Annotated in this window: 20 protein-coding genes; 9 read left to right on the plus strand and 11 right to left on the minus strand. The window is 59.5% G+C overall.

The window, feature by feature from the left end; all coding sequences use genetic code 11:
• Positions 1-753 (minus strand): gluconate 2-dehydrogenase subunit 3 family protein, encoded by a 753-nt coding sequence (locus tag ACZRKZ_RS19345; protein ID WP_463967475.1) that lies wholly within the window; start codon positions 751-753, stop codon positions 1-3.
• A gap of 292 nt (positions 754-1,045) precedes the next feature.
• Between ACZRKZ_RS19345 and ACZRKZ_RS19350 the strand changes: the two genes are divergently transcribed.
• Positions 1,046-1,690, plus strand: coding sequence for a dual specificity protein phosphatase family protein (locus tag ACZRKZ_RS19350; protein ID WP_463982457.1), 645 nt, complete (start codon positions 1,046-1,048; stop codon positions 1,688-1,690).
• 93 nt (positions 1,691-1,783) lie between these two features.
• Here ACZRKZ_RS19350 and ACZRKZ_RS19355 read toward each other — a convergent pair whose 3' ends face one another.
• Both ACZRKZ_RS19355 and prlC read right to left on the minus strand, forming a co-directional pair.
• A complete protein-coding gene (locus tag ACZRKZ_RS19355; RefSeq protein ID WP_463982458.1) occupies positions 1,784-2,056 on the minus strand; it encodes a YheV family putative zinc ribbon protein in 273 nt (90 codons plus the stop codon).
• On the minus strand, positions 2,053-4,104 hold the full coding sequence (prlC, locus tag ACZRKZ_RS19360; RefSeq protein ID WP_463982459.1) for an oligopeptidase A: 2,052 nt from the start codon (positions 4,102-4,104) through the stop codon (positions 2,053-2,055). Before prlC ends, ACZRKZ_RS19355 begins: the two co-directional genes overlap by 4 nt.
• Positions 4,105-4,206: 102 nt before the next feature.
• Here prlC and ACZRKZ_RS19365 point away from each other — a divergent pair, with 102 nt between their 5' ends.
• Both ACZRKZ_RS19365 and ACZRKZ_RS19370 read left to right on the plus strand, forming a co-directional pair.
• A complete protein-coding gene (locus ACZRKZ_RS19365; RefSeq protein WP_463967478.1) occupies positions 4,207-4,752 on the plus strand; it encodes a gamma carbonic anhydrase family protein in 546 nt (181 codons plus the stop codon).
• A gap of 8 nt (positions 4,753-4,760) precedes the next feature.
• Positions 4,761-5,414, plus strand: a complete 654-nt coding sequence (locus tag ACZRKZ_RS19370) for an HAD family hydrolase (RefSeq protein WP_463967479.1) — start codon at positions 4,761-4,763, stop codon at positions 5,412-5,414.
• Between the two features lie 111 nt (positions 5,415-5,525).
• Here ACZRKZ_RS19370 and ACZRKZ_RS19375 read toward each other — a convergent pair whose 3' ends face one another.
• On the minus strand, positions 5,526-6,605 hold the full coding sequence (locus tag ACZRKZ_RS19375) for an aminopeptidase (RefSeq protein WP_463982460.1): 1,080 nt from the start codon (positions 6,603-6,605) through the stop codon (positions 5,526-5,528).
• A 59-nt stretch (positions 6,606-6,664) separates the two neighbouring features.
• Between ACZRKZ_RS19375 and ACZRKZ_RS19380 the strand changes: the two genes are divergently transcribed.
• Positions 6,665-7,078 carry a PA0061/PA0062 family lipoprotein gene (locus ACZRKZ_RS19380; RefSeq protein ID WP_463982461.1) on the plus strand — a complete coding sequence of 138 codons (414 nt, stop codon included), beginning with the start codon at positions 6,665-6,667 and terminating at the stop codon, positions 7,076-7,078.
• A 42-nt stretch (positions 7,079-7,120) separates the two neighbouring features.
• The gene (locus ACZRKZ_RS19385; RefSeq protein ID WP_149412788.1) at positions 7,121-7,549 is read left to right on the plus strand and encodes a PA0061/PA0062 family lipoprotein; all 429 of its coding nucleotides are present in this window, start codon (positions 7,121-7,123) and stop codon (positions 7,547-7,549) included.
• On the opposite strand, the gene ACZRKZ_RS19390 is transcribed toward ACZRKZ_RS19385, so the two are convergent.
• Positions 7,550-7,789 (minus strand): DUF1161 domain-containing protein, encoded by a 240-nt coding sequence (locus tag ACZRKZ_RS19390; protein ID WP_149412789.1) that lies wholly within the window; start codon positions 7,787-7,789, stop codon positions 7,550-7,552.
• A gap of 141 nt (positions 7,790-7,930) precedes the next feature.
• Complete coding sequence (locus ACZRKZ_RS19395; RefSeq protein WP_133100595.1) at positions 7,931-8,362, minus strand: OsmC family peroxiredoxin; 432 nt, start codon at positions 8,360-8,362, stop codon at positions 7,931-7,933.
• 221 nt (positions 8,363-8,583) lie between these two features.
• On the opposite strand from ACZRKZ_RS19395, the gene ACZRKZ_RS19400 reads away from it, so the two are divergent.
• On the plus strand, positions 8,584-9,585 hold the full coding sequence (locus tag ACZRKZ_RS19400) for an LLM class flavin-dependent oxidoreductase (protein WP_463967484.1): 1,002 nt from the start codon (positions 8,584-8,586) through the stop codon (positions 9,583-9,585).
• A gap of 62 nt (positions 9,586-9,647) precedes the next feature.
• On the opposite strand, the gene ACZRKZ_RS19405 is transcribed toward ACZRKZ_RS19400, so the two are convergent.
• Both ACZRKZ_RS19405 and ACZRKZ_RS19410 read right to left on the minus strand, forming a co-directional pair.
• Positions 9,648-9,872 (minus strand): DUF1161 domain-containing protein, encoded by a 225-nt coding sequence (locus tag ACZRKZ_RS19405; RefSeq protein ID WP_133100597.1) that lies wholly within the window; start codon positions 9,870-9,872, stop codon positions 9,648-9,650.
• A 118-nt stretch (positions 9,873-9,990) separates the two neighbouring features.
• Positions 9,991-10,206 (minus strand): dodecin, encoded by a 216-nt coding sequence (locus tag ACZRKZ_RS19410; protein ID WP_133100598.1) that lies wholly within the window; start codon positions 10,204-10,206, stop codon positions 9,991-9,993.
• A 156-nt stretch (positions 10,207-10,362) separates the two neighbouring features.
• Here ACZRKZ_RS19410 and ACZRKZ_RS19415 point away from each other — a divergent pair, with 156 nt between their 5' ends.
• Positions 10,363-10,689, plus strand: a complete 327-nt coding sequence (locus tag ACZRKZ_RS19415) for an ElaB/YgaM/YqjD family protein (RefSeq protein WP_149412792.1) — start codon at positions 10,363-10,365, stop codon at positions 10,687-10,689.
• Here the strand turns inward: ACZRKZ_RS19415 and ACZRKZ_RS19420 are convergent.
• The gene (locus tag ACZRKZ_RS19420; protein WP_463982462.1) at positions 10,686-11,582 is read right to left on the minus strand and encodes a LysR family transcriptional regulator; all 897 of its coding nucleotides are present in this window, start codon (positions 11,580-11,582) and stop codon (positions 10,686-10,688) included. The two genes, ACZRKZ_RS19415 and ACZRKZ_RS19420, sit on opposite strands and share 4 nt — an antisense overlap.
• A gap of 114 nt (positions 11,583-11,696) precedes the next feature.
• Between ACZRKZ_RS19420 and trpB the strand changes: the two genes are divergently transcribed.
• Positions 11,697-12,938: a tryptophan synthase subunit beta gene (trpB, locus tag ACZRKZ_RS19425; RefSeq protein ID WP_133100601.1), complete on the plus strand. Its 1,242-nt coding sequence runs from the start codon at positions 11,697-11,699 to the stop codon at positions 12,936-12,938.
• Complete coding sequence (gene trpA / locus ACZRKZ_RS19430) at positions 12,938-13,747, plus strand: tryptophan synthase subunit alpha (protein ID WP_463982463.1); 810 nt, start codon at positions 12,938-12,940, stop codon at positions 13,745-13,747. The genes trpB and trpA overlap by 1 nt, the downstream gene beginning before the upstream one ends.
• A gap of 142 nt (positions 13,748-13,889) precedes the next feature.
• Here trpA and ACZRKZ_RS19435 read toward each other — a convergent pair whose 3' ends face one another.
• Complete coding sequence (locus tag ACZRKZ_RS19435) at positions 13,890-15,200, minus strand: MFS transporter (RefSeq protein ID WP_463967488.1); 1,311 nt, start codon at positions 15,198-15,200, stop codon at positions 13,890-13,892.
• A 125-nt stretch (positions 15,201-15,325) separates the two neighbouring features.
• Entirely contained in the window at positions 15,326-16,474 is a 1,149-nt protein-coding gene (gene dgoD, locus ACZRKZ_RS19440) for a galactonate dehydratase (protein WP_149412796.1), read from the minus strand.
• Between the last annotated feature and the right edge of the window lie 42 nt (positions 16,475-16,516).

Here is a 16,516-nt window from a genome sequence, read left to right on the forward strand (position 1 = left end):
TTATGCCCTCTCGCCACGGATGGAAACAGCCGGGAAGGGGTATTGCTCGTTGCGTTCAACCCAATCCATGAAATCGGCGCGGGCGCCGGGGAAGCCGATCATGGTCCAGCCGACCATGCCTTTGTTGCCACCGTGGATCGGGTCGCAGAAGAACCCTTCCTTGGTGTTTTGCAGCAACAAGTTGAAGAAAATCTTCGACGGCACGGCGTCAAAATGCACAGCGGATTCACCGCCGCCGGCTTCCAGGCGCTTGAGCATATCGTCCTGGGTAGCGCTGTCTTGCGCAGCAAAAGCTTTACCGTTGAACGCTTTCGACCACGCATCCGTGGCAGCAATGCCTAGCCGATAGATTTCCTTGGGCACCAATTTGCTCTGCCAACCCATCTCCGGCGGCGCGTCGGCGTTGAACGGACCTTGCATAAACCACAGGGCGCCGCTGGCGTATGGGGTGTTCATCTGGCGGTCGATGTATTCCGGCGCACCGGCTTCCAGAGCACCAGGGCCTTGCGCATCAGCTGGGATCAAGCGAGCGACAGCGGCATTGATAAAGGCCCATTCTTCGGCAGTGAAATAGCTCGGCTCGTAAGCCTTGCTACTGACAGAGGCCTTGGCCGGACTGGCTTGAGCAGGCTCGGACGTAGCCATCAGCACCGAACCGCCCAGGCCCGTGCTGGCAACAGTGACCACCGGGATCAAGGTCAAGGATTTGCGCAAAAACTCACGCCGGGGGTTGTCTCGATCTTGATCAGACATGGTGGAACCTCATCATGTGGTCACGGGTTTGTCAGCCGCTTCTAAGGAGCGACTTGTCGTTTTGGCAGAAAATGGGGATCCAAAGGACCCAAGGGGATAGAACGCAGCGGCAATCAATAGTTACAAATGATAGCAGGCTAAGCATTAAGGCGAACCGATTCAGCAGAGAAATATCGAGAGCCCAAATCAAGAAGCAGCGATTTACAAATCTTTGACAGTGCCCTCACAGCCTTTTGACCCCGCCGCCGCAAAGATGTGCGCATCAGCCAACTCCTCCCCGGTCGCCATTCGCATGTTGAAGATCAGCCACCTCTCTGCACTCTGCCTGTCCTTCATGACATCGCTGGTGATCGCCCACGCCCAAGCCGCGGACACATCGCCGACCCGGCCACCGGAATGGGCGCAACCGCTGGAAACGCGCTACAACTTCTATCAAATGTCGCCCACGCTCTACCGCAGCGCGCTGCCCGACAGCGGTGCTGTAGCCCTATTGGAAACGCTCAAGATCGGCACCGTGATCAACTTCCTGCCCGAGTCCGACGCCGACTGGCTGAAAAAGTCCGACATCAACCAGGTGCAATTGCCTTATCGCACCAATCATGTCGACGATGCCGACGTATTGGCTACCCTGCGCGCCATACGGGCCGCCGAGGCCAGCGGCCCGGTATTGATCCACTGCAAGCACGGCTCGGACCGCACCGGTTTGATGGCCGCGATGTATCGGGTAGTGGTGCAAGGCTGGAGCAAGGAGGAGGCACTGAGCGAAATGACCCAAGGAGGGTTTGGCAACAGTGCAGGCTTCAAGGACGGCGTTCGCTACATGATGCAGGCCGATGTCGACAAACTGCGTACAGCGCTGGCCAATGGTGATTGCAGCACCAGCGCGTTTGCGCTGTGCTCGATGAAGAGTTGGATTAATACGGGGAGTTCGGGTTAATGAGAGTTGCTCGCGATGGACGGACACCGCGCCTTGCCAGGCACAGCGCGTTATCGTTCACGTCCATCGCGAGCAAGCTCGCTCCTACAAGGATCAGTGTTTTTTCAGTTTCGGATTGGGGAAAAACTGCACCGCTTGCACCTTGGCATCCGGCACTTTCAACGCCAATGTGTTCACCCGCGTACCCAATTCCTTGGGCACCGACAGGCCTTGTTCATTGAGCGTGTCGGAGTAACCGCAGGCCACGCACTCGCGGTGCGGTACGTCGTCTTCGCTCCACATCATCAACTTGTCTGGCTCGCTGCACGCCGGGCAGACCGCCCCGGCGATAAAGCGTTTTTTGGTTTTCACAGGTCCGTCACTCATGCTGCCGCGCTCTCACTCAGGCCGCTGTGGCGCAAGAGTGCGTCAATCGAGGGCGCACGTCCGCGGAAGTCGACGAACAGCACCATCGGCGCCTGTGAACCGCCACGAGCCAGGATCGCTTCGCGAAATGCCCGGCCAGTCTCGGCATTGAGCACGCCGTCTTCTTCAAACTTGGAGAAGGCATCGGCGGACAGTACTTCTGCCCACTTGTAGCTGTAATAACCCGCCGCGTAACCGCCGGCAAAGATGTGGGCAAAGCTGTTAGGGAAGCGGTTGTAGGCGGGCGGGCGCATCACCGAGACTTCGTCGCGCACGCCTTCGAGCACTTGCAACACACTGCGGCCATCACCGTGGGTGGCGTGCAGTTCGAAGTCGAACAGGGAGAACTCCAGTTGGCGCACCATCATCAGGCCGGACTGGAAATTCTTCGCCGCGAGCATTTTTTCCAGCAGGTCCTGAGGCAGCGGCTCACCGGTTTCGTAGTGACCGGAAATCAGCGCCAAACCTTCTGGCTCCCAGCACCAGTTCTCCATGAACTGGCTCGGCAGTTCTACCGCATCCCAGGCCACGCCGTTAATACCGGACACGCCAGCATGTTCGACGCGGGTCAGCAGGTGATGCAGGCCGTGGCCAAACTCGTGGAACAGCGTCGTCACTTCATCATGGGTCAGCAGCGCAGGCTTGCCGCTGTCGGCCGGGGTGAAGTTACACACCAGGTTGGCCACCGGGCTCTGCAGCACGCCATCAATAGTGCGGCGGCGATCACGGGCGCCATCCATCCAGGCACCGCCACGCTTATTGGCGCGGGCATACAGGTCGAAGAAGAAGCGGCCGACGTGCTGACCGTTTTCCTTGATTTCGAACAGGCGAACATCCGGGTGCCAGGTGTCGAAGCCTTTCTGCTCGGCGATCTCAATGCCATACAGACGCTGGACAATGGCGAACAGGCCGCCAAGGACCTTGTCGATAGGGAAGTAGGCGCGCAGGGCTTCCTGGGCCACGCTGTAACGCTGTTCACGCAGCTTTTCACCGTAGAAACCGCTGTCCCAGCTTTGCAGGTCCGGGCAGCCTTGTTCGGCGGCGTAGGCCTTGAGCTGCTGCAGGTCCTGGGTAGCAAACGGCTTGCTGCGCTTGGCCAGGTCGCGCAGGAAGCTCAGTACCTGATCGCTGGACTCAGCCATTTTGGTGGCCAGGCTGAGTTCGGAGAACGAGGCGAAACCCAGCAGTTGAGCAAGCTCCTGACGCAGGTCGAGGATTTGTTCCATCACCGGGCCGTTATCGTTCTGACCGGCATTCGGGCCTTGGTCCGATGCACGGGTGCAGTAGGCGGCGTAGATTTCCTCGCGCAGGGCGCGGTCGTGGGCGTAGGTCATCACCGCGTAGTAGCTGGGGAATTCCAGGGTGATCAGCCAGCCGTCCTGGCCCTTGGCCTGGGCGGCGGCGGCCATCTGTGCCTTGGCAGAATCGGTCAGGCCGGCGAGGGTGGCTTCATCGGTGACGTGCTTGGTCCAGGCCTGGGTAGCGTCCAACAACTGGTTGGAGAAGCGGCTGCCCAGCTCCGACAGCTTGCTCTGCACTTCGGCGTAGCGTTTTTGCTGCTCTGGCGGCAAGTCGATACCCGACAGGCGGAAGTCGCGCAGCGAGTGCTCAAGAATGGTTTTTTGCGCCACATCGAAACCAGCCGCTTGCGGGCTGCTGGCCAAGGCTTCGAAAGCCTGGAACAACTCACGGTTCTGGCCCATCTCGGTGGAATAAGCGCTCAACGCCGGCAGGCAAGCCTCGTAGGCTTCCCGCAACTCGGCGCTGTTGCACACGGCATTGAGGTGGCTGACCGGGCTCCAGGCGGCGCCCAGGCGGTCATTGAGTTCGTCCATGGCCAGGATCAGGCCGGCCCAGGTCGGATTTTTGCCCTGGCTTTGCAGGATGCCTTCGATGGCGACACGGTTGTCGGCCAGGATCTGTTCGATGGCCGGTTGCACGTGCTCGGCACGGATCGCCGAGAACGGCGGCAGGTCGTAGGACTGCAGAAGAGGGTTGTTCGCGCTCACGGTTGGCACCTTGGCTGAAGAAACATGTAAGAACAAAGATGGGGCCATCTTAATTACAATCAACGCCCACCGCAGCTATCAGCAGAAGAGAGAGAGCCTATCGTGACCCTTCGCACCTACCAGAATCACACGCCGGCCTTGGCCGCCGGGGCTTTTGTCGATGCATCGGCGGTGGTGATCGGCGATGTCGAAATTGGCGCCGACAGCTCGGTCTGGCCACTAACGGTCATTCGCGGCGACATGCACCGCATCCGCATCGGGGCGCGCACCAGCGTGCAAGACGGCTGCGTGCTGCACATTACCCATGCCGGGCCCTTCAATCCTGACGGTTTCCCACTGCTTATCGGCGACGATGTGACCATTGCCCACAAGGTCATGCTCCATGGCTGCACGGTGGGTAGCCGGATTCTGATCGGCATGGGTAGCATCGTGATGGACGGGGCGGTGGTGGAAGACGAGGTAATCATTGGTGCTGGCAGCCTGGTGCCACCAGGGAAAAAGCTTGAGAGCGGCTTTTTGTATGTCGGCAGCCCGGTAAAGCAAATCCGTCCGCTGACTGACAAGGAGCGGGCGTTTTTCACCTACAGCGCCGCGAACTACGTGAAGCTCAAGGACCTGCATCTGGCCGAAGGTTTCAACGAATGTTAAGGACACCCATGCACTACAAAACTGTTTTGTTCGACCTGGACGGCACCCTCACCGACCCTCGGGAAGGGATCACCCGCTCGATCCAATACGCCCTCGCCAAACTGGGGATCGATGAGCCTGACCTGACCAAGCTGGAACATTTTATCGGCCCACCGCTGCTCCAGGCCTTCATGCAGTTCTACAGCTTCGATGAGGCCAAGGCGTGGGAGGCCGTGAATTTTTACCGCGAGCGATTCAAGGTCACCGGGCTGTATGAGAACCGCGTGTTCGACGGGGTCATGCCGCTGCTTGAGGACCTTAATGGCCAAGGCCGGCAGCTATATGTCGCCACCTCCAAGCCCTGGGTGTTTGCCCGTGAGATCGCCCGGCACTTTGATTTCGCCAAACACTTCAAGGTGATCTACGGCAGCGAGTTGGACGGCTCGCGCACCAACAAGGTCGAGCTGATCGCCCACCTGATGGCCGAAGAAGGCCTGGACCCGGCCAGCACCCTGATGATTGGCGACCGCAAGCACGACCTGATCGGCGCCCGCAGTAATGGACTGGATGCGGCGGCGGTGGGTTATGGGTTTGGCAGTCATGAGGAGCTGAGTGCCGAGGCGCCGGCCTGGCATTTTGAAACCTTGGCCGAGATGCATCAGGCGTTTTTGCCTCGCTCTTGAAGTAATCTCGTAGCAAGCTGTCGAGCCCCAGCGAGGCTGCGGCGGGAGCACCTCGGTCCCCAGGTTTGAGAGCTGCGGTGCGGCCGACGTAGCCTCGCTGGTGCTCGACAACTACGGACCTTCCAGTGCCCTCAGCGCCGCCTTGCGCTCATCCATCGGCAACCCACCCAACGTCTCCACCGCCCCGTAGAACTTCAGCCAATCCCCACCCATCTGCCGGAACAACGCTGCAAACGCCGGCACCCATTGGTCATACAAGCCAAACGGCAATAACCGGGCGTTGTTCATCGGCGCATTGATCCAGGCGTCATAGCGCTTGTCGCCCTGCCATTGGCTGTCGCGCACCTGCCGGTAATCACTGCGCAACCGCTCAAATTCAGCAGCTTTGGCCTGACGCATCGTGTCCGCCGCCAACGGCTGCGCATATACGAGTTCCAGGCGCTTGCGAGTGTCGAGAATCAGTTGGATAAACTGATCACGCTGCTTCAGCGCAGCGCTGCTGGTCGGCGGCAAATCACGGGCCGCACGCCATTGGCGAGAGCCCTCCTGCTCGACAAAGGTGGCAAACGACTCGTTGAATTCAGTGTCGTCCTTCACATAAAACCGCTGATGGGCCAATTCATGAAAAATCAGCGTGGCCAGGCGCTCATCGCCCCAGCCCATCATCGAACTCATGATCGGGTCATTGAACCAGCCCAAGGTGGAATAGGCCTCGACGCCGCCAATCGACACGTCCATGCCTTGCTGCTGCAACAACGCTGCTTCACCCCGCGCAGCGCCCTGGCTGTAGTAGCCGCGATAGGCCACGCAGCCGGCAATCGGGAAACAATGGTTCTGCGGTGACAGGGAAAATTGCGACGTGGCGAAGACATTCCAGACCACGTAAGGCCGACCGATATCGGCGTACAGGCGATAGCTTTGGTTGTCCGGCAGGTGCAGCTGCTGGCTGGCAAAGGTGCGGGCTTTTTGCGACTGGACCAGGTGTTCGCGCAACACCTGGGGCCGGGAAGGGTCGGCGATCACCTCAGCCACCGCCTCACGGGCCCGAAGCAGTTGCCATTGGCCACTGGCCAATTGGGTGTAATAGCCGACGCTTGAACAACCGTTGAGCAACAAAAATATCAGCCCCGGAAACAAAAGCCGGAAATGACGATCAAGTACCCCATGACGTGAACACCAACGTCCAACCATTACCGCCCTTCCTCGCAGAGTCTGCCCGCCAGACTATCTCGCTTGTACGGAGTTTCGCCATGCGCATGTTCATGCTTACGGGGGGCCTGCTGATCCTGACAGGCTGCGCCGGATTGCCCGACCCCGACCCGGCCCAGGCCTGGATTGACCTCGATAGTGGTCACAACACGGCGCTGCATGCGCTGGAAGTCGACGACAAGGCGGCGGTAGATAAACGCTTTTTTGAAGTGCCGCCTGGTCGCCACCAACTGACTGTTCGCTATCAGTTCGCCGTAGACACCACGAATATCGGCCCGGACGCCCAGCCGTTATGGCGAGATTGCCAACTCAACCTGACATTCAAGGATTTCAGCGCTGCAGAGCGTTACCAGATACAGGCTGGGAGCACCGGTTTCAGGCCTTGGGCCAAACTGTATGACCGTAATCACAGAGTCATTGCCCTGGCACAGCCCGCTGGCTGCCAGCGAAGTTGATCAGCTGTATGCTGGATTCTTTTCTACAGTCGAGTGCCCGCCATGCGTCAGCTTTTGTTACCCATCGCCGCGATTTTACTCAGCGCCTGCGCCTCGACCCCCATCCCTCCTGTTGACCCGCAGCAAGCCTGGGTCGACTTCGCGACCCCGACTCCGGGTGCCAAACTGGTAATGGCCCAACGCTTGGACGGTAAGTCCCTGAACGACGGGCGCTACTTCCAGGTACCACCCGGCAGCCACGAGTTGATGGTGCGCTTTGATTTCGAGGTGTATTCCGGCGGCGGCCTGGGCGGCGGACTGAGCCAACCTCAAGACCGAACCTGCTTCATCACCTTGCAGTACGACCATTTCGAGGCGGGCCAACGCTATCGCCTGGAAGGGCGCTCGTTGGCCTTCACCCCCAATATTCGGCTGTACAACGCCGCACGGCAATTGCTGGCCGAAGAACGCAGCATCAACTGCATTCCCTGATCAGTCGTTGTTTTTTTGGTAGATGATGGCCTTGGTACCGTTCTCACAGCTGCCGACGACCATGGCGATGTCGTGCTTGTCGGCTTCTTCCTTGGTCACGATCTCCAGGGTGTAGGACGGAACCGCATTGGCCTGGATCTTGACTTCAATCTCTTTCCTGAGCTCTTCACAGTCTTTCGGGGCTGCCAGCGCCGAAGTGGCCAGCACACCGCACATAATCGCCAGGGCAAAACGTTTCATGAGTGAAGCTCCCTAAATGCATTGCGCACGGGTGTGCGCCAAAGCTGCAGTCGAGTATTCGACCACAGTTATGAAACGCGAGTTCTGATTTAACGCAGACAAAAGACCCTGGGAGGTCGCTCCCAGGGTCGGGGGAGTTGATCAGCTTACGAGGGTGCCATCCAGGGTGATCGTGGCATTCAGCACCTTGGACACTGGGCACCCTTCCTTGGCCTTTTTGCTCAGCTCATCGAACTGCGCCTGGCTGGCGCCCGGAATCTTCGCCTTGAGGATCAGGTGTACCGCCGTGATCGCAAACCCACCGTCCACTTGGTCCAGGGTCACTTCGGCCTGGGTGTCGATGCTGTCGGCCTTGAGCCCGGCGTCGCCGAGGATCATGGAAAAAGCCATGGAGAAACAACCGGCATGAGCCGCGCCGATCAGTTCTTCAGGGTTGGTGCCTTTGCCACCTTCAAAACGGGCCTTGAAGCCGTAGGGCGCTTCGCGCAGGACCCCGGTTTCGGTGGAGATGGAGCCAATGCCGGTTTTCAGATCACCTTCCCAATGCGCCGATGCTTTCTTTTTGATGCTCATAGCAGTCTCCTCGTGCCTGTGGTTTTCGGTTGCTTAGGGTTCTGAGGATAGAAGCTCTGGCAAAGTTCACCCTGTCGGACAAAGCCATTTATCGGGTGGGCAAATTCACGTCAGCTATTGAATCTCGGGTATATGCCCTCATTGCATAGAACACGCATCTGAAGCGGCAGGTTTTGGCTCGTCCAAAAAAGCCTGCGCCCCCCAACTGGAGAAGCAGGCTTATGACCTCCCTGTCTGACGTGAAGTTTTCGACCCTTGACCTGGTACCTGTGCGCGCCAACGGCAGCCCGGCGCAATCATTGCGCAACTCCCTGGACCTGGCCCAGCACGTGGAAAAACTCGGCTACCACCGCTTCTGGGTGGCCGAACACCACAATATGGATGGCATCGCCAGCTCGGCGACCTCGGTGTTGCTGGGCTACCTGGCCGGCGGCACTTCGACCATTCGCGTCGGCTCTGGCGGCGTGATGCTACCCAACCACGCGCCATTGGTGATCGCCGAGCAGTTCGGCACCCTGGAAAGCCTGTACCCCGGCCGGATCGACCTGGGCCTGGGCCGCGCCCCCGGTTCCGACCAGATGACCGCCCGCGCCCTGCGCCGCGAACGCTCGGGCAGTGCCGACGACTTCCCCAGCGATGTTGCCGAGTTGATGGCGTATCTAGGCCCACGCACGCCCGACCAACGGGTGATCGCCGTACCCGGCACCGGTACCAACGTACCTGTTTGGTTGCTGGGTTCCAGCTTGTTCAGCGCACAGCTGGCAGGCGAGCGCGGTTTGCCTTACGCCTTTGCCTCACATTTCGCACCGCGCCTGATGCATGAGGCGATTCGCGTCTACCGCAACCACTTCAAGCCTTCGGCGGTGCTGGACAAGCCCTACGTGATGCTCGGCATTCCGCTGGTGGCCGCCGACACCGATGAGCAAGCCGACTACCTGGCAACCTCGGTGTACCAGCGAATCCTCGCGCTGATGCGTGGGCAAAGCCTGGTGCAGCGCCCGCCGGTTAAAACCATGGACGGCCTGTGGCTGCCCCATGAAAAAGACGCCGTCGGCAGTTTCCTCGGCCTGGCCATGGTCGGCAGCCCGGAAAAGATCCGCGCCAAGCTGCAAGTGCTGGTGGAGCAGACCGGTGCTGATGAGCTGATCTTTACCTGCGACCTATACGAGCACGCCGACCGGATTCATTCCTACGAACTGCTGGCGCAGGTCATGAAGGGCTAAACCCCCAGGCGTAAAAAAACCGACGCACTTGCGTCGGTTTTTATATCTGCAAGCACACGGAATCACCCGCGGTTGTAGACGATTTCCTTGGTGCCACCTTCACAGCTGCCGACGACCTCGCCATTAGCCGCTGCACCTTTGTCCACCACTTCAAGGGTATACCCCGAAGCGCCATTACCTTGGATCTTCGCATCAATTTCGTTTTTCAGTTCTTCACAAGGCTTGCCCGCCGCCAGGGCTGTACCCGCGATGCTCAACAAACCTACCGCCAACAAAAAGTTCTTCATCCGTCACATTCCTTGCGCTGATCGAAAAAAGTACGCCGGCCCTCGTCGAGCCGGCGCATCTAAAAGGTTGTAACGAAGTTTATGGCAATCGGCCAGCGCGCAAGTTCAACTGGTTCGATCAACTGTTGGCAATACGAAAACCCACCTTGAGCGTGACCTGGAAGTGCGCAGCCTTGCCATCCTTGATGTGCCCACGGGTTTCGCTCACTTCAAACCACTCCAGATGCTTGATGCTCTTGCTGGCCTCGGCCAAGGCATTGTTGATGGCGTCCTCGATGCTGGTTGGCGACGAGCCCACCAATTCGACTTTCTTGTAAGTGTGATGATCAGTCATGGTGCTTCTCCTAAGGGGCGTAAATGAAGCCTAGCAGTGAATTCTCGTACTGCTTCTGGCGACTATCCCCACTCGAAAGTTCAGATTTACTGCACTTTCTGAAACCCCCGCAGTCGGAATCAACACACGCCACTCAATCACTCCAGGAGAGCCCACATGGCCAACACCTCTTTACGCAAAGCGTCATTGGAAAGCATGGAAGCCGAGATTTCGAGCCTGCTCAAATCCCTTGAAAGCCTCAAGGACGATGCATCGGATGAGTCGCTAAAAACCCTGAAGGCCCTGAAAAGCAATGCCGAGAACGCCCTGAGACATTCTCGCCACCTGATCAGCGATGCCTACGAAGAAGTCAAAGTCAAAACCCGTGAAACCGGTGTTGCAACGCGGGACTACGCACAAGAGCACCCATGGACTACCGCTGGCGTCGCCGTTGGCGCGCTGGGTCTGCTGGCAGCCTACTTGCTGTGCAAACGCGGCGACTAAACGTCCTGGCGCGCCAGCTCAGCCTTGAGCCACTGCGCCAGTTGCCGGGCGCGCCCGTCTGCGGCGCGCTTGGGTAGCCACAACGCCAGTTGCGCCGGGGTTTCACTGAAGCCCCACGGCGCAACCAGGCGCCCCGCCCGCAGATCCTCTGCAACCAGCGGTTCGGGCGCAATCGCCACCCCAAGACCTGCCACGGCCGCTTCCAGCAAATAATACAAATGCTCGAAACCTTGCCCGTACTTCAATGCGCCAGGCTCAATCCCGTGACGTTGCGCCCAACTGGGCCAGGCTTGAGGACGGGAAGTGGTGTGCAACAAAGTTTCGTTACGCAATGCCTCGGCAGGCGCCTGACGCAAACGCTCGTAGTGAGCAAAACGCGGGCTCATGACCGGGCCGATGCGTTCGCTGGTCAATTCATAAACCTGCATATCCGCCGGCCACGGTGGCTCGGCAAACACCAGCAGGGCGTCCAGCCCGGGGCGCCGTGGGTCGAGATCGCCTTCGCCCGCCGACAGGTGCAGTCGCAAGTCCGGCAACTCAGCGTTCAAACGGCCCAGACGTGGAATAAACCAACGCGCCAGCAAACTGCCTGAACAACCGAGGACAAACGGTGCATCGGCGCTGCTTTGTGTGAGTTCTGCGCAGGTATCCCTTAACCGCTCGAACGCCTCAAAGCTGGCATCCCGCAGCCTGATGCCGGCATCTGTGAGTTTGAGGCCGCGCCCGTCCTTGATGAAAAGACTCACGCCCAAGTGTTCTTCCAGCACCTTTAACTGTCGGCTGACCGCACCATGGGTAACGTGCAATTGCTCGGCGGCCTGGCTGACGCTGTTGAGCCGGGCGGTGACTTCGAACGCGCGCAAGGCGTTCAGCGGGGGAAGGTCTCGGCTCATGATACCTGTGAGTTTTCCTGACATGTTGTGGCGATCTTATCGGTTTTCACAGCCTAGCGTCAGGGGTAGAGTGACCGTCATTGCCTCTCACACGAATTCTTCCTGGAGCGCCCCATGACTCAGTCCCAGACCGATCTACGCAACGGCCCTGACGCCAATGGCCTGTTTGGCTCGTTCGGCGGCCGCTACGTGGCGGAAACCTTGATGCCGTTGATCCTCGACCTGGCCCGCGAATACGAAGCAGCGAAGATCGACCCGGCCTTCAACGAAGAACTGGCCTACTTTCAGCGCGACTACGTCGGACGCCCAAGCCCGCTGTACTTCGCCGAACGCCTGACCGAATTCTGCGGCGGCGCCAAGATTTACCTCAAGCGCGAAGAGCTGAACCACACCGGCGCCCACAAGATCAACAACTGCATCGGCCAGATCTTGCTGGCGCGGCGCATGGGTAAAAAACGCATCATCGCCGAGACTGGCGCCGGCATGCACGGTGTGGCCACTGCCACCGTCGCCGCACGGTTTGGCCTGCAATGCGTGATCTACATGGGCACCACCGACATCGAGCGCCAGCAGGCCAACGTGTTTCGCATGAAGTTGTTGGGCGCCGAAGTGATCCCGGTGGTCGCAGGCACCGGCACCCTCAAAGACGCGATGAACGAGGCCCTGCGTGACTGGGTAACCAACGTCGACAGCACCTTCTACCTGATCGGCACCGTAGCGGGCCCACATCCATACCCGGCAATGGTCCGCGATTTCCAGTCCGTGATCGGCAAGGAAACCCGTACTCAGCTGCAAGCCCAGGAAGGCCGTCTGCCCGACAGCCTGGTAGCGTGCATCGGCGGTGGCTCAAACGCCATGGGCCTGTTCCACCCGTTCCTCGATGACACCAGCGTCGAAATCATCGGCGTCGAAGCCGCCGGTTACGGCATCGAAACCGGCAAGCACGCGGCCAGCCTCAACGGCGGCGTACCAGGCGTACTGCACGGCAACCGCACCTTCCTGCTACAGGACGACGACGGCCAGATCATCGACGCCCACTCGATTTCCGCCGGTCTTGATTACCCAGGTATTGGTCCTGAACACGCCTGGTTGCATGACATCGGCCGTGTCCAGTACACCTCGGTCACCGACAACGAAGCCCTCGACGCCTTTCACAAATGCTGCCGCCTGGAAGGGATTATTCCTGCACTGGAAAGTGCCCACGCCCTGGCCGAAGTGTTCAAGCGCGCACCGACCCTGCCCAAGGATCACCTGATGGTGGTCAACCTGTCCGGCCGTGGCGACAAAGACATGCAAACCGTGATGCACCACATGGAACATTCTCAACAAGAGCACTCCCAGCAGGAGAAACACTGATGAGCCGCCTGCAAACGCGTTTTGCCCAACTGAAGGAACAAAACCGCGCCGCCCTGGTGACCTTCGTCACCGCCGGCGACCCGGGTTATGGCACCTCTCTGGCAATCCTCAAGGGCTTGCCGGGTGCCGGCGCCGACGTGATCGAGCTGGGCATGCCCTTCACCGACCCGATGGCCGACGGCCCAGCCATCCAACTGGCCAACATCCGTGCGCTGACGGCCAAGCAGAACCTGACAAAAACCCTGCAGATGGTCCGCGAGTTCCGCCAGGGCAACAGCGATACGCCGCTGGTATTGATGGGCTACTTCAACCCGATCCACATGTACGGCGTACCGCGCTTTATTAGCGACGCCAAGGAAGCCGGTGTCGACGGGCTGATCGTGGTCGACCTGCCACCGGAACATAACAGCGAGCTGTGCGACCCCGCCCAGGCCGCCGGTATCGACTTTATCCGCTTGACCACGCCGACCACCGACGATGTGCGCCTGCCAACGGTACTTAACGGAAGCTCGGGGTTTGTGTACTACGTGTCAGTCGCCGGGGTAACCGGTGCCGGTGCCGCCACCCTGGAGCACGTCGAAGAAGCGGTCACTCGCCTGCGTCGCCATACCGACCTGCCCATCAGTATCGGTTTTGGCATCCGCACCCCGGATCAAGCCGCCGCCATCGCCCGCCTGGCGGACGGTGTGGTAGTGGGTTCGGCGCTGATCGATCACATCGCCAACGCCAGCAACGACCAACAAGCGATTGATGGCGTGTTGACCCTGTGCGCGGCGCTGTCAGAAGGTGTACGTAACGCGCGCAAGTAAGCGCCTCGTAGCTGTAGGTAAAGCTCCTGAGACACAGGAGTCAAGCCGCACAATTACGGCCTAAACAGCAAGACCAAGGGATTTCGAACCTCGTTCGAAATCCCTTTTTGTTGTTTGCGCAATGAGAAATACCCAACCACCACTACAGCTCAATCCGCTCGACCTTGCCCACCAGCAGGATGTAGGACAACGCCCCAAGCAACGCCAACACCGCGATGTAGGTAATCGCCGGAGCAAACGAATCGCCGCTGGCTAAAAAGCCGATGACGATAGGCGTGGTGATCGCCGACAGGTTACCGATGAAGTTGAACACACCCCCCGTCAGCCCCAGCAACCGTGCTGGCGCCAGGGTCGACACCAGCGACCAAGTGATCGAAGCCAGGCCATTACCGAAGAACGCCACGGCCAGGAAGGCGATAACCCATGCCGTCGAATCAACAAAGTTGGCGCCGATGATCGCCGTGGAGATCAGCAGCCCACCAATGATCGGCAACTTGCGGGCAAAACCCACCGATGCGCCACGGCGAATCAGCCAGTCGGAAAACAGCCCGGAGCACAGCACGCCGACAAATGCCGCCAGAAACGGCAGCGAAGCCAGCAAGCCAGACTTGATGAAGTCCATGCCGCGATACTTCACCAGATAGGTCGGGAACCAAGTCAGGAAGAACCACAGGGTCGAGTTCAGGCAGAACTGCCCCAGGTAAATCCCCCAAAGCTTGCGCTTACTCAGCACGATACCCAGGTCGACCCAACTGAAAGGCGCCTTGCGTTTGGCGGTTTGCTCCTGGATATCCACCAGCCCGCCGCCCTCGCGGATCAGCTCGATCTCGGCAGCGTTGACCCCTTTGAAATCCCGAGGCTCGCGGTATACCGCGTACCAGATCACCGCCCACAGAATGCCAACGACACCGGTGCTGATAAACACCATGTGCCAGCCATAGTGATGCTGCAACCACGCCAACACCGGCGTCAGGAACGCCAGGCCGACAAACTGCCCGGAGGTGTAGAAGCCGATAGCGGTGGCCCGTTCGCGCTCGGGAAACCAGGTGGTGACCACTCGGCTGTTGATAGGGTAGGCCGGCGCTTCCAGGGCGCCGACGGCCATGCGCAGCACAAACAGGGCGATGAAACTGGCGGCAAAACCGAGCATCACGGTAGCAATGGACCACAGCAGCAAGGCGACGGTGTACAGAATGCGTGGCGGCACTCGGTCCACCAGCCAGCCGCCAGGAATTTGCATGGCGGCGTAGGTCCAGCCGAATGCCGAGAAGATCAATCCGACATGTACCGGGTCGATGCCCAGCTCAGAGGTCAGGGCCGGGGCGGCAATCGACAGGTTGCTACGGTCCAGGTAGTTGATCACCACGGTGATAAACAGCAGGACCATGATGAAATAGCGCTTGCGGGTAGGCGTGACTAAAGAAGCCTTCCCGGTGAAGGATTCAGGTTGCATGGGGTGCCTCTTCTTATGGTTATTGAGGGCTGATGCCGGACTTACTGAATAAACCGGATTGAATGTGGGAGCTGGCTTGCCTGCTCCCACATTGACCGCACTTTTTCAGCAACTGAATGGTGTGCTTACCACTCCGCAAAGCTGCCATCGGCATGACGCCAGATCGGGTTGCGCCAGCGATGACCAATGGCCGCACGCTCGATCACATATTCCTCGTTGATCTCAATGCCCAGGCCTGGCCCATTAGGAATTTTCACAAAGCCCTGGTCGTAATCGAAAACCCCTGGGTCGCGAACGTAATCGAGCAGGTCGTTGCTCTCGTTGTAGTGGATGCCCAGGCTTTGCTCCTGGATAAACGCGTTGTAGCAAACCGCATCCAATTGCAGGCACGCCGCCAGGGCAATCGGACCCAGCGGGCAGTGCAGCGCCAGGGCCACGTCGTAGGCTTCGGCCATGTTGGCGATCTTGCGGGTTTCGGTGATGCCGCCAGCGTGGGAAGCATCCGGCTGGATGATGTCGACGTAGCCTTCGCTGAGCACCCGCTTGAAATCCCAGCGCGAGAACAGCCGCTCGCCCAAGGCAATCGGGGTACTGGTCAGCGGCGCCAACTCTTTGAGCGCTTCGTAGTTTTCGCTAAGCACCGGCTCTTCGATAAACATCAGTTTGTAGGGGTCCAGCTCCTTCATCAGCACCTTGGCCATGGGCTTGTGCACTCGACCATGGAAGTCGACACCGATGCCAACGTTCGGCCCCACCGCATCGCGCACGGCAGCGACATTGGCCAGGGCCAGGTCGACTTTTTCGAAACTGTCGAGAAACTGCAGCTCTTCGGTGCCGTTCATTTTCACTGCAGTGAAACCACGGGCGACGGCCTCTTTGGCAGCGCGGGCTGTGTCCGCCGGACGGTCGCCGCCAATCCACGAATACACGCGGATCTTGTCACGCACCTGGCCGCCCAGCAGGTCGCTGACCGACACGCCCAACGCCTTGCCCTTGATGTCCCACAACGCTTGGTCGATGCCGGCCAGAGCGCTCATGTGGATCGCGCCACCACGGTAGAAGCCACCGCGATAGAGTACGGTCCAGATATCTTCGATGTTGCGTGGGTCTTTGCCGATCAAGTAGTCGGAAAGTTCTTCGACGGCGGCCGCTACGGTATGGGCGCGGCCTTCAACCACGGGCTCGCCCCAACCGGTCACGCCCTGGTCGGTTTCAACCTTGAGGAAGCACCAGCGCGGCGGCACGATGAAGGTGGTCAGTTTGGTGATTTTCATCTTTTTATCTCTCTTGTCAGATGCAGCGCCGGGGCGCCAAAC

It is taken from the genome of Pseudomonas sp. c313, assembly GCF_055407145.1.